Annotated in this window: 14 protein-coding genes; 1 reads left to right on the top strand and 13 read right to left on the bottom strand. The window is 45.6% G+C overall.

The window, feature by feature from the left end:
- Nucleotides 1–14 precede the first annotated feature (14 nt).
- From fabF to DEAC_RS16185, 12 genes are all read right to left on the bottom strand, one after another.
- Nucleotides 15–1,256: a beta-ketoacyl-ACP synthase II gene (fabF, locus tag DEAC_RS16235; RefSeq protein ID WP_083996230.1), complete on the bottom strand. Its 1,242-nt coding sequence runs from the start codon at nt 1,254–1,256 to the stop codon at nt 15–17.
- Nucleotides 1,257–1,268: 12 nt separating this feature from the next.
- Nucleotides 1,269–2,213: an NAD(P)H-dependent flavin oxidoreductase gene (locus DEAC_RS16230; protein WP_047811126.1), complete on the bottom strand. Its 945-nt coding sequence runs from the start codon at nt 2,211–2,213 to the stop codon at nt 1,269–1,271.
- A 148-nt stretch (nt 2,214–2,361) separates the two neighbouring features.
- A complete protein-coding gene (acpP, locus tag DEAC_RS16225) occupies nt 2,362–2,589 on the bottom strand; it encodes an acyl carrier protein (RefSeq protein WP_014828523.1) in 228 nt (75 codons plus the stop codon).
- A 40-nt stretch (nt 2,590–2,629) separates the two neighbouring features.
- Nucleotides 2,630–3,373 carry a 3-oxoacyl-[acyl-carrier-protein] reductase gene (fabG, locus tag DEAC_RS16220; protein ID WP_047811125.1) on the bottom strand — a complete coding sequence of 248 codons (744 nt, stop codon included), beginning with the start codon at nt 3,371–3,373 and terminating at the stop codon, nt 2,630–2,632.
- Nucleotide 3,374: 1 nt separating this feature from the next.
- The gene (gene fabD / locus DEAC_RS16215) at nt 3,375–4,310 is read right to left on the bottom strand and encodes an ACP S-malonyltransferase (RefSeq protein WP_047811124.1); all 936 of its coding nucleotides are present in this window, start codon (nt 4,308–4,310) and stop codon (nt 3,375–3,377) included.
- Between the two features lie 2 nt (nt 4,311–4,312).
- Entirely contained in the window at nt 4,313–5,269 is a 957-nt protein-coding gene (gene fabK, locus DEAC_RS16210) for an enoyl-[acyl-carrier-protein] reductase FabK (protein WP_047811123.1), read from the bottom strand.
- Nucleotides 5,262–6,266 (bottom strand): beta-ketoacyl-ACP synthase III, encoded by a 1,005-nt coding sequence (locus DEAC_RS16205; protein ID WP_047811122.1) that lies wholly within the window; start codon nt 6,264–6,266, stop codon nt 5,262–5,264. The genes fabK and DEAC_RS16205 overlap by 8 nt, the downstream gene beginning before the upstream one ends.
- 35 nt (nt 6,267–6,301) lie before the next feature.
- A complete protein-coding gene (plsX, locus tag DEAC_RS16200) occupies nt 6,302–7,285 on the bottom strand; it encodes a phosphate acyltransferase PlsX (RefSeq protein ID WP_047811121.1) in 984 nt (327 codons plus the stop codon).
- Entirely contained in the window at nt 7,286–7,870 is a 585-nt protein-coding gene (gene fapR / locus DEAC_RS16195) for a transcription factor FapR (RefSeq protein ID WP_047811120.1), read from the bottom strand.
- 198 nt (nt 7,871–8,068) lie between these two features.
- Nucleotides 8,069–8,248, bottom strand: coding sequence for a 50S ribosomal protein L32 (gene rpmF, locus DEAC_RS22870; protein WP_014828530.1), 180 nt, complete (start codon nt 8,246–8,248; stop codon nt 8,069–8,071).
- A 32-nt stretch (nt 8,249–8,280) separates the two neighbouring features.
- The gene (locus tag DEAC_RS16190; protein WP_047811119.1) at nt 8,281–8,790 is read right to left on the bottom strand and encodes a YceD family protein; all 510 of its coding nucleotides are present in this window, start codon (nt 8,788–8,790) and stop codon (nt 8,281–8,283) included.
- Nucleotides 8,791–8,863: 73 nt separating this feature from the next.
- Nucleotides 8,864–10,060 carry an acetate/propionate family kinase gene (locus DEAC_RS16185; RefSeq protein WP_047811235.1) on the bottom strand — a complete coding sequence of 399 codons (1,197 nt, stop codon included), beginning with the start codon at nt 10,058–10,060 and terminating at the stop codon, nt 8,864–8,866.
- 326 nt (nt 10,061–10,386) lie between these two features.
- Here DEAC_RS16185 and ylbJ point away from each other — a divergent pair, with 326 nt between their 5' ends.
- The gene (gene ylbJ / locus DEAC_RS16180) at nt 10,387–11,538 is read left to right on the top strand and encodes a sporulation integral membrane protein YlbJ (protein ID WP_047811234.1); all 1,152 of its coding nucleotides are present in this window, start codon (nt 10,387–10,389) and stop codon (nt 11,536–11,538) included.
- 75 nt (nt 11,539–11,613) lie between these two features.
- Here the strand turns inward: ylbJ and DEAC_RS16175 are convergent, their stop codons facing one another.
- On the bottom strand, nt 11,614–12,114 hold the full coding sequence (locus DEAC_RS16175) for an ATPase (protein WP_172408252.1): 501 nt from the start codon (nt 12,112–12,114) through the stop codon (nt 11,614–11,616).
- Nucleotides 12,115–12,123 lie beyond the last annotated feature (9 nt).

Genomic DNA, 12,123 nt, shown 5'->3' with positions numbered 1-12,123 from the left:
ATCTCCTTACCCTGTTATTCGGAAAATTTCTTCAAGATAATGGTGGCATTATGTCCCCCAAACCCTAAAGAATTGGACATTGATACCTTCACCTCCTGATAGCGTGCTTGATTAGGAACATAATCCAAATCACATTCCGGGTCTGGCTCGCCATAATTCGCCGTAGGCGGAATTACACCGCGCTCAATAGCTAAAGTACAAATAATCGCTTCGATAGCTCCGGCGGCTCCCATTAAATGTCCTGTCATGGACTTCGTCGAACTAATTGCTAATTTTGAAGCAGCATCTCCAAAGACCGTTTTGATTGCCGCCGTTTCAGTTGAATCATTGGGCCCCGTTCCGGTTCCATGAGCGTTAATATAATCTACCTCGTTAACGTTCAGGCCTGCATCATCGATCGCCATTTGCATTGCCCGAGCCGCGCCGGCACCGCCGGGAACGGGTGTTGTAATATGATAGGCATCAGAAGTGCTGCCATAACCAGCAAGTTCAGCATAAATCCGGGCGCCGCGAGCCTTGGCATGCTCTAAGGATTCTAAAACCAAAACCCCTGCTCCCTCACCCATGACAAAACCGCTGCGCCGCTGATCAAAAGGACGACAGGCCTGCTCAGGGTTTTCCTTTTCTGTTGACATGGCTTTCATGGAACAAAATCCGGCATAGGCCAGAGCCGTTAAGGGAGCTTCTGTCCCTCCACATAAGATAACATCGGCATCTCCGCGCTGAATTAAGCGCAGGGCCTCTCCCACCGCATTTGTTGATGAAGCACAAGCCGTCACAATCGTCATGCTGGAACCTTTTAAGCCAAATTCAATCGACAAATGCCCGGCGGCCATATTGCCAATCAACATGGGAACAAAAAAAGGACTAATTCGGTTGCTGCCCCGGTTCATCAACACCTCTTTCTGTTCTTCAAAGGTAATGACTCCGCCGATCCCGCATCCCATCACGGCACCAGCCCGTTCTTTATTAACGTTCTCAAAATCAAGACCGGAATCTTGTACAGCAAGTTTGGCAGCCGCAATAGCAAATTGGGCAAAGCGGTCCATATGACGGCTTTCTTTCTTATCGATCCACTCTGTGGGTTCAAAATTTTTAACTTCTCCCGCAACCTTCGTTGATAAGTTCGACGTATCAAAACGAGTTAATAACCCGATTCCTGACTTGCCTCCAATCAAGTTATTCCAAAATTCCTCAAGTTGATTGCCAACGGGAGAGATGACACCCATCCCTGTGATTACCGCACGATGTTTCAAATCTCTTCCTCCTTAAGCCTTTTCTATTCCTTCTTTTATATCCTCAAAAATTTCATGAACCGATTTGACCTCATTGATTTTATGAACCTTGGCACCGGAAAAAATCAAGCCGTCATGAACATCGCCCTCTTGAGCCCTGATCAGGCGGTGCATGATACAAAAGTTACCCTCGCAATGTTTAAGACACATGGCGCATCCCTTAGACTTGACATTGTCATGAGCCTCCAGGGCCTTTGTAAAAGGATTTCTTATTCCCCTTCCCGGCAAACCCACTGGACTATGAATAATAACAATGTCCTCTTCCTTGGCCTTAATCATTTCGTTTTTCCATTCTTCAGCAGCGCTGCTCTCTTCACTGACTGCGAAACGGGTTCCCATCTGCACGCCATCTGCGCCGGATTTCAGCATTTCTGCCACGCCTTGGCCGTCAGTAACTCCACCGGCACCTATTACCGGGATATTTACCGCCGCAATTACTTCCGGCAGGATGTCATGGATGGAACGATCTGTACCGAGATGACCGCCCGCTTCTGTCCCTTCCACGATAACGGCGGCGGCGCCCAGCTTTTCGGATAACTTAGCAAGTTTAGCAGTTGAAACAATCGGTACTACGGGGATACCCTTTTCCTTCCCCCAGGAAAACATATCTCTTGAGAATCCTGCTCCAGAGACCAGAAGGTCTATTTTTTCTTCAAAAGCAGCGTGCACCAACTGGGCAAATTCTCGAACCGCAAACATAATATTAACTCCAATAATCCCCTTTGTTCGCCGACGAGCTTCACGAATTTCTGCAATCAATTCTTCCACAGACAAGCCACTGCCCGCAATCAGGCCAATTCCGCCTTCTTCAGCCACTGCGGCTGCCAGGGGAGCCATGGATATTCGAACAGCCATTCCTCCCTGGATGATGGGAATTTTGGCTACCAAATCTGCAATATGAAGTTCGGGTATTTTCACTAATGTTTCCTCCCGTCAGAGTTATACCCCATACTTAATAATTATTATAAAACCTAATTTATTTAAATTTTCTCAGAAGTATTGATACTTCAGAAAAAAACAAACTCTTTAACAGAAAGCCCCGCAACTGTGTACGGGACTTTTGTGATTATTTGTTTTCCTTGATGTAATTGACTGCATCCCCGACTGTCCGGATTTTTTCAGCTTCTTCATCCGGAATATCCATATCGAAGGCCTCTTCCAGAGCCATAATCAATTCAACGATATCCAAAGAATCTGCATTCAGCTCTTCAAAGGAGGTCTCCTGGGTAACCGTTGCTTCGTCGACCCCAAGCTGCTCGACGACGATGGCTTTAACTTGTTCGAAAACTCCCATGGTGTTTCTTCACCTCCTCTCGCTGACAAACATCACTCATTTACATTTCCATACCACCGTCAACACATAAGACTTGACCTGTTATGTAAGCCGATTCCGGTGATGCTAAGAATCGGACAACTTTGGCAACTTCTTCCGGCTTACCTATACGGCCTAAAGGAATGGTTTGCAGAATCTCATTTTGCACCCCTTCGGGTAATGTTTCCGTCATATCCGTACAAATATACCCCGGCGCAACTACATTGACTCGTATTCCCCGAGAAGCAAACTCTTTAGCCGTGGCCTTAGACAAGCCGATAATTCCGGCCTTTGCAGCCGCATAATTAGCCTGACCGGCATTACCGGATAAACCGACTACTGAAGAAATATTCACAATGACTCCCGACCGTTGTTTGAGCATTCCTTTGCTGACAGCCTTCGTACATAAAAAAACTCCTTTGAGATTCGTTGCCAAGACCGCATCCCAATCCGCTTCTTTCATACGCAGCATTAAACCATCCCGGGTAATCCCTGCATTATTGACAAGAATGTCAATTTTCCCAAAATGCTCGAGAGCCATTTGAACTAAGTGATCCACGTCAGCAGCTTGGCTGACGTCTGCCTGAACAGCTATGCTTTCTCCTCCTGCCTGGCGGATTAAGGAAACGGTCTCCTCCGCTTTATCAGAACGGCCCGCATAATTGACAACAACCTTGACGCCCGCAGCAGCCAATTCAAGGGCGATAGCACGTCCAATTCCCCGACCGCCTCCAGTAACGATAGCTACGCTTTCATTCAGCACCATTTTAACGACTCTCCTTCAAATATGCAAGTGACTTTTCTAAGCTCTCCTTATCCTCAACGCGGAGAAGGTTAACCCCCGGGGCAATTTTCTTGATCAGCCCGGTTAAAACCTTGCCGGGTCCACACTCAATAAATGTATCAACACCTGAATCAACAAGATAGCGCACAGACTGTTCCCACCTCACAGGTCCGCTGACCTGGTCAACCAAGGATTGCACAGTACGCTCTGCAGAAGCGACCTCTCCGGCATCAATATTAGCAACAATCGGACAGCTTGGAGTGGCCCAATGAACCTGTTCTAAAACTGAAAGAAGTTCTTCTCCTGCCTTCCTCATTAACCTCGAGTGAAAGGGTCCGCTCACGGCAAGAGGTACAGCTCTTTTTGCTCCCAGTTCCTTGGCAATCTCCATGGCCCGGGTCACCGCCGGCAGCTCTCCGGAAATCACCACTTGCCCAGGACAATTGAAATTCGCCGGAGCAACAACACCCAGCTCCGCTCCTCGTTGACAAGCTTCTTCTACTTTTTCTGCCGTTAACCCCAAAATAGCTGCCATTCCGCCTCCTGCTGGAACTGCCTTTTGCATCAGTTCTCCCCGCCGTCTCACAACGTTTAGGGCCTCCGCCAAAGTTAAACTGCCTGCGGCGACATGAGCTGAATATTCACCCAGGCTATGCCCTGCCACATAATCAGGCTTAATACCAGCCTCTTGAAGCTGAAGCCAAGCAGCAATACTCACAAGAAGAATTGCCGGCTGAGTGTTTGCCGTTTGCTGAAGCTCTTCTTCAGGGCCCTTTTCCAAAAGTTCTAAGAAAGATGTTCCCAGGACCTCCCGGGCTGTCTCATAAGCCCCTTTCCCGCTTGCTGTTTGCAACAATTCCTTTCCCATGCCAACATATTGAGAGCCCTGGCCCGGGAAGACAACCGCTAGTTTATTCAACCTCAGTCTCCCTTCTTTCCAAGCAAAGTCGTTAGACGTGAATATTCTTTTTCGGCTGATTGCATGATATCCTGAACAATCATGGCAGCGGGTTCAATTTGCTTTACCGCTCCGGCAATCTGCCCAGCCATGATTGAACCGTTCTCAACGTCTCCTTCAACCATTGCCAGGCGGAGTTTTCCCTGACCAAGCTTTTCGAGCTCAGCCCCTGCCATGCCTTCTTTCTCATACTGTTCAAATTCTCGTGTAAACCGATTATCTAAGCAGCGAACCGGGTGTCCGGTTGACCTCCCGGTAACAACTGTCGAACGATCCTTAGCTTTTATAATTTTTTCTTTAACAAGAGGAGAGATCGTACACTCTTGAGCACACATAAAGCGAGTCCCCATTTGTACCCCTTCTGCGCCGAGAGCCATGGCCGCGACGAGTCCCCGGCCGTCTAAAATCCCGCCTGCCGCTATGACTGGTATATCTACCGCATCCACAATTTGCGGAATCAAAGGAAAGGTTCCAATTTCTCCAATATGTCCACCGGACTCCATACCTTCGGCAATAAGTGCGTCAACTCCGACCTTTTCCAAGCGTTTGGCTAAGGCTACCGAAGCAACGACTGGGATCACCTTCGTGCCAACTTCTTTGAGTTCAGGAACATATTTTCCAGGATTACCTGCTCCGGTCGTGATGACGGGAACACGCTCTTCGAGAATCACCTGCATGACTTCATCTACAAACGGTGACATTAGCATGACATTAACACCAAAAGGTTTTGTCGTAATTCTCTTGACTTTGCCGATCTCCACGCGCAGCCAATCCGCCGGTGCCTGACCCGAGCCAATGATCCCAAGGCCGCCTGCTTCCGAAACTGCTGCCGCTAACTCCCCCGTTGCAACCCAAGCCATTCCCCCTTGAAAAATAGGGTATTCTATGCCTATTAGCTCACAGATTCTTGTTTTAATCATGCTTTTTTCCCACTTTCATCCATTTCAGGACACAGGCCCCCCAAGTCAATCCAGCTCCAAACCCAACCATGACAATCACATCCCCTTCATGGAGACGACCCGCTTTTACCGCTTCATCAAGGGCCACGGGAATGGAAGCCGCCGACATATTACCATACTTGTCCAGATTAACAACCACTTTTTCCGGTGAAATACCCAAACGTTTGACAGATGCATCGACAATTCGAATATTTGCTTGATGGGGCACAAGCAAATCCACATCTTCTTTGGCTAAACCTGCCTTTTCTAGAACACTTACTGAAACATCACCCATGATCCGCACGGCAAATTTATAAACTTCCTTGCCCTCCATCTGAATCGTGTGTAAATTTTTCTCAACGGTTTCCTTACTAGCCGGATGCATTGACCCGCCGGCAGTCTGGGCTAACAGCTTACCTCCTGAACCATCTGATCCCAATTCAAAACTCAGAAAGCCATAGCCTTCCTCCACAGGCTGTAATACGGCTGCTCCTGCACCGTCACCAAAAAGAACGCAGGTGCTGCGATCGGTCCAATTCAGGATTTTACTTAATGTTTCCCCGCCAATGACAAGAACGGTTTTATACATACCAGCGGCAATGAATTGACTGGCCGTCGTTACTCCGTAAATAAAGCCTGTACATCCTGCCTGCACATCAAAAGCCGCGGCATTTTTAGCACCTAAGCGATCAGCGACTAGACATGAAGTTGAAGGAAAAGCATAGTCTCCCGTAACGGTTGCCACAATCACAAGGTCAACCTCTTCCGGGCTTATCTTGGCATCTTCTAACGCTTTTAACCCTGCTTGATAGCATAACTCTGACACCGGCGTATCTTTAGCCGCAATATGCCTTTCACGAATCCCCGTTCGTGTGATGATCCATTCATCATTTGTCTCTACAAGTTTCTCCATATCAGCATTCGTTAAAACCTTTTCCGGAACAAAGGACCCTGTCCCGACAATTCCAACACTTTTCATAGCCGCAGTCCTCTCTATTAATTATTTGAAACACGTTACTTTGGCAAATTACTTTTTATTTGTTCCAGGAGCTGTATCTGCACACATTCCCGAGCAACGCGGACTGCATTGAATATCGCCTTGCTTTTCGAGCTTCCATGACAGATAATGCTGATTCCATTGACCCCTAACAGAGGAGCACCACCATATTCAGCATAATCCATCATTTGGGCGATCTCCTTTAAGCCCGGTTTAACCGCTAAAGCTCCTAACTTGCGCAGCGCAGTAGAGGTAATCTTTTCCTTAATCTGCTCAAATAAGGCCCCTGCCAGACCTTCTGCCGTTTTCAACAACACATTGCCTACAAAACCTTCACAAACAACCACATCGGCCCGGCCGAAAGGCACATCCCGACCTTCAATATTACCCAAGAAATTTAGGGGAGCATTTTTCAGGAGTCCATAAGCTTTTTGGGTTAAATCATTTCCCTTGCCTTCCTCACTGCCGATATTTAACAGCGCGACCCGCGGCTTAGGAATTCCTAAGATTTTTTCAGCATAGACACTCCCCATAAGCCCATACTGGCAAAGTTGTTCCGGGGAAGCGTCCAAGTTAGCTCCCACATCGAGAACTAATTTTCCCCCTTGTGCTGTTGGCAGCACTGTCGCAATTGCAGGACGTTCAATACCCTTGATGCGCCCTAAGCCCAGCAAAGATGCTGCCATTTGTGCACCTGTGCTGCCGGCACTGATCAGCGCGTCAGCATCACCTTGCTTTACTAAGCGGGTAGCCACCACAATCGACGAATCTTTCTTCTTGCGCACAGCGTTTGCCGGATGTTCACCCATTTCCACCACTTCTGAAGCCTCAACCAAGGAAAGGTTATCCGGACATGAACCAGACAAGAAGGGTTGGATCCGTTCTTTTTGCCCAACCAGCAGCAGATGTAATTCAGAGTTTGCTTCTGCTGCCCTCAAGGCTCCTTTCACAATCTCTTCGGGAGCATAGTCTCCTCCCATAGCATCTACGGCAATTTTCATCTACTCCATCTCCGTTTCACGTACTTCCCCTCGCTCCTTGGCAAATAGAACCCAATGTCCGCGAAGTACAGCCTCTGTATTAGCTTGCAAAAGGACATCTACCCAATATTTGTCCCCTTTTCGTTTTGTAACCTTGCCTTCTGCTACAACAACTTCCCCTAACTGGACCGGACGAATGAACTTAAGTTCTACACTGCCGGTTAAAGCCATTGGAGCATCCACTAAAGCAATCGCTAAAGAATTAGCCTGAGCAAAGAGATAATGTCCCCGTGCAACTCTTGCTTTCGCCAAAACCATGGTTTCCTCGATTATCATAGTGGAACGGGCCCTTTCCCCGATAATTAATTCCTGAAGCTCTCCTATGACTTCTTGATCATCTAAAGATTTTAACGTTGAATATGCTTCCTGGGCGACTGCCCTGGTCCGTTCTCTCAGTTCAGGAATTCCCAGGACTCCGCGATCTAAACGAATCGTTGAAACACTCACTCTAAAGCGAAGAGCAAGTTCTTCATCCGTAAAAAAAGGATGTTTGCTTAACTCTGCTTCAAGAATTTTGCGACGTTCATCCTTACCATATCGAACCACTGCTATCACCAAATCTTACTTTATATTCTCGATCATCTTAACCAGTGAACGCGTTCAGCTAAAATCTCATTTCGCAATTGTGACCTGGTCACAATTATAAACCATATCTATCTTCATTACAAGAAATTACCCTGTCGAAAAATATGCAGAAAAAAACAAAGAACTCTAATCATAGAATTCTTTGTTTGCTGCTAAACCTTAAGCTTCCTTTGAAATTACAACCTTGGAATTATAATACCCACAGTTTGGGCAAATATAATGCGGCAATTTCGGTTTATGGCATTGGGGGCATTCAATGTGGTTTGGTGCAGTGATTTTCCACATAGCCCGGCGTTTACGTACTCTTGATTTTGATTGGCGATGTTGCGGAACACCCATGATTACACCCCCTTTAGGTACTCGTAAATTGATTAGTCATTAGCTTGCCATTTGGCCAATGCTGCAAGTCGAGGATCAACGACGTCCTCTTTACACGAACACGTGGTTTGGTTGAGATTTACACCACAGGTTAAACACAAGCCTCGACAATCCTCTGAACAGATAAACTTCATAGGCAAAGCTAACACAATTTGTTCAGAAATGCGTTGCGTAATATCAACGTCATCCTTTTCTAAAAGAAGTGCTGATTCCAGCAATTCTTCCGTAGCTTGCGCAGGGAAAACCCATTCATCCTGGTAAGGCAAATTAAGAGGATAATTAAAAGGTTCTAAACATCTTCCACACACCACTTTAAGTTCCGTCTCAATTGTCCCCTTAACCAGCACTGCTTTATTTGTGTTGATTACCTGAAGTTTTACGTGTACAGGCGCTGAAAACGAGAATGTTTCTGTTCCTAATTCAAACGGGGAAAAATCTTCCGTTAAATCAAAATAGATACTTTCTCCAGATCTGTGACGAACCTGGGCAACATTCACTTTCACTTTAATTCACCCCAATACACATACTACATTATAGTTGGCACATTTTTCTTTGTCAAGGAAAACTCTTTACATCCTATTTTGCTGTCAATTCCTGAGCCTCGAGAGCAATCATCAGTTCTTCATTGGTTGGAATCACCAGAACTCGGCACCTGGCATTCGGTTTAGAAACGTCGACTTCTTCACCCCGAACTTTATTTTTCTCTAAATCAAGTTCGATTCCAAAGAACTCCATGTTAGCGCAGATAGACGCACGAGTGCTCGCCGAATTTTCTCCAACTCCTGCCGTAAAGATAATGGCATCAAGACCGCCTAATTCAGCGGCATAGGCTCCAATATACTCCCGAACATCATGAGCAAAAATATCCAAGGCCAGCTGAGCACGGAAATTGCCTTGTGCTGCTGCAACTTCAATATCTCTAAAGTCACTGCTTATTCCTGAAACTCCTAAGGCACCACATTTGGTATTCAAGAATTCATTCATTTGGTCAACATTAAAGTTTTCTTTGTTCATAATATAGGTTACAATCGCCGGATCCAGAGCCCCGGAACGGGTTCCCATGAGCAGGCCGTCTAAAGGAGTAAAGCCCATAGACGTTTCGATAGACTTTCCGCCCTTGATGGCGGAAATAGAAGCACCATTCCCTAAGTGACAACTAATTAATTTTAAGTCCTTAAGGGGTTTTTGGAGCAGAACGGCAGCCCGTTGACTGACATATTTATGGGAAGTTCCATGAAAACCGTATTTGCGGATGCCATATTTCTGATAAAACTCATAAGGCAATCCATAAATATAACTATCCGGATTCATGGATTGATGGAAAGCGGTATCAAAAACTGCAACTTGAGGTACGCCTGGCATGATAGACTGACAAGCTTTAATTCCAGCAATATTGGGTGGATTGTGTAAAGGAGCAAGTTCTATACATTCATCTAGTGCTTTCATTACTGCATCATCAATAACTACAGACTTCGAGAATTTTTCTCCACCATGAACAACCCGATGGCCTACTGCCGTAATTTCACTTAAATCTTTGAGGGCGCCGTATTCTGGAGATACCAATTCTTTAAGCACAAGTTCTATGGCCACGGAATGATTCGGTATGCTCGTTTTCTTAACTTCTTTTTTACCCGAAGCAGTAGTATGTGTGAGAACTGACCCTTGAAGGCCAATACGCTCCACTAAACCCTTAGCAACCGGGTTATTAGTATTCATATCAATAGCCTGATACTTCAATGAAGAACTTCCACAGTTTATTACGAGAATTTTCATTTCTAATCCCCTTCGTTTTTTTCCGGTCTCACTTCGATTTCTGTTTTTAGATAACCTTAGTCTTTCCGAAAAGTTTTTTATTTTTTCTAATTCCAGCGCTCCATATTTTTCCATCAATAATTTGTTTTTTACTAAGTGAGTGTAGCACAATTTTTTAGGTTATTTCAAGCCCTATCTCCATTTTTCTTCCAATTTCAGAAGATTTCGCTAACGTTTTCCCACATCGTCAAAAGGAATTTTCACCTTCCTCCTCGTCACAACTTCTAGAGCCTGGCATTCTTCCATATAAATTATCAGAGAAGGGGAAGGAAGGTGTGATTTTTAGTATGTCTGTCGTGATTCGTGTATTAAGTTTAAGTTTCCTTGCCTTCGGCATGTTTATTTATCCTCAAGAAGTTCTGAATTCTGCCGCTGCAAGCTTAACCTTATGGTGGCGTTTTGTTCTCCCGGCCTTGCTTCCATTTTTTATTCTCTCAGAACTTCTCATGTCTTCAGGTTTTGTTCATTTTCTCGGTGTCTTTCTTGAATCATTTATGCGTCCTATTTTTCGCCTGCCGGGCCAAGCGGCCTTTGTGGTGGCAATGGGATATACCTCAGGATTTCCAATGGGAGCAGTTCTGACTGCCCGTCTCCGTAAATCCGGGGAAATATCCCGCATTGAAGGAGAACGACTTTTAGCATTTACCAACAACCCCAGTCCGGGGTTCATGTTTGGCGCAGTCGCCTCAGGAATGTTAGGCCAACCGGCGCTCGGGATCGTCCTAGCCGCTTCAGTGTATCTTGCCAATCTGTTGGTAGGATTTCTCTTTCGCTTTTACCGTAAAACTGCCTCCCCCGCTCAGCCGCTCAAATTCCCTTCCTTCAGACGTGCCTGGCAGGAACTAAAAACAGCTCAGCTTCAAGATAAACGAACCATCGGACAGATTCTCAGTGATTCCATTAAGCAAAGTTTTACTACAGTTCTTATGGTCGCTGGATTTATGGCCTTTTTTTCCGTAATTCTCCGTCTTCTGAATATTTGGCATATTACATTATTCTTAGCATCTTTGAGTCATTATTTTTTAAGGATAATCCCCATATCAATACACCAAGCCTTTTACAACGGCCTTCTCGAAATGACCATTGGCTGTCAGCAAAGCATCCAAACAGTTCCGATTCTCAAACAGCAAATAGCCCTGCTAACCTTCCTCATGGGGTGGAGCGGTTTATCCGTCTTCGCTCAAGTGATCGGTTTCATCAGCGGTACAGACTTACGGATCACACCTTTTATTGCAGCCAGAATACTTCATGGCATTTTCGCTTTAGGATTGAGTCAGCTCTTCTTAAACTACACTAAAATACCAGTCCTTGCTCTGTCCCCACAAACATTAAGTCCTATGTCTCAGGCCTGGAATACATGGCATCTAAGTTTACTCATGTTTTTAGGAGCATCGGGTATTCTCTTTTCTCTTGCTGCAAGCCAGCGGCTGCGTCGTTAACTCTTACTAGTGAACTCGCTCAGCTAAAGTTGAACATCGGAGTTAAGAAAAAAGAGAAGAAGGAGCTTATTTCCTTTACTCCTCCTTCTCACTTTCAATGGTTGTCTTTTGTTCTTTGTCTTCCTTGGCAAGACTCTTTAATTCTTCATGATTCCTTCTTAACGATTGAAGGGTATCATACAAACTTTGCTCCACATGTTGAAGCATCTCATCAGCATATTGAACCGAACCTGCCTTAACATTATGAGCAAAGGTCTGAGCTTGTCTGACAATATCCTCTCCATAAGCCTGAGCTTGCTTCACAACCTCATGGTCAACAGCCATCTTATCAACGTAAGCTTTTCCCCGTTCCATAACTTTTTGAGCTTCAGCTTGCGCTTCATCGAGTATCCGTTGCCGCTCTTTCAGCACCCATTTAGCATTTTCCAACTCTTCCGGCAAAGCGGCACGCACACGATCAAGGAGTTCAAAAATCACGGCATCATCCACAAGTACTTTTCCTGTCATAGGAATCTTAGGCCCATGATCAATAATCTCTTCCACTTCATTAAGCAAACTCAAAACATCGTCTTCCACGTAAATCCT

It is taken from the genome of Desulfosporosinus acididurans, from assembly GCF_001029285.1.
Classification (GTDB): Bacteria; Bacillota; Desulfitobacteriia; order Desulfitobacteriales; family Desulfitobacteriaceae; genus Desulfosporosinus; species Desulfosporosinus acididurans.
This window is presented reverse-complemented; position numbering and strand designations above follow the sequence as displayed.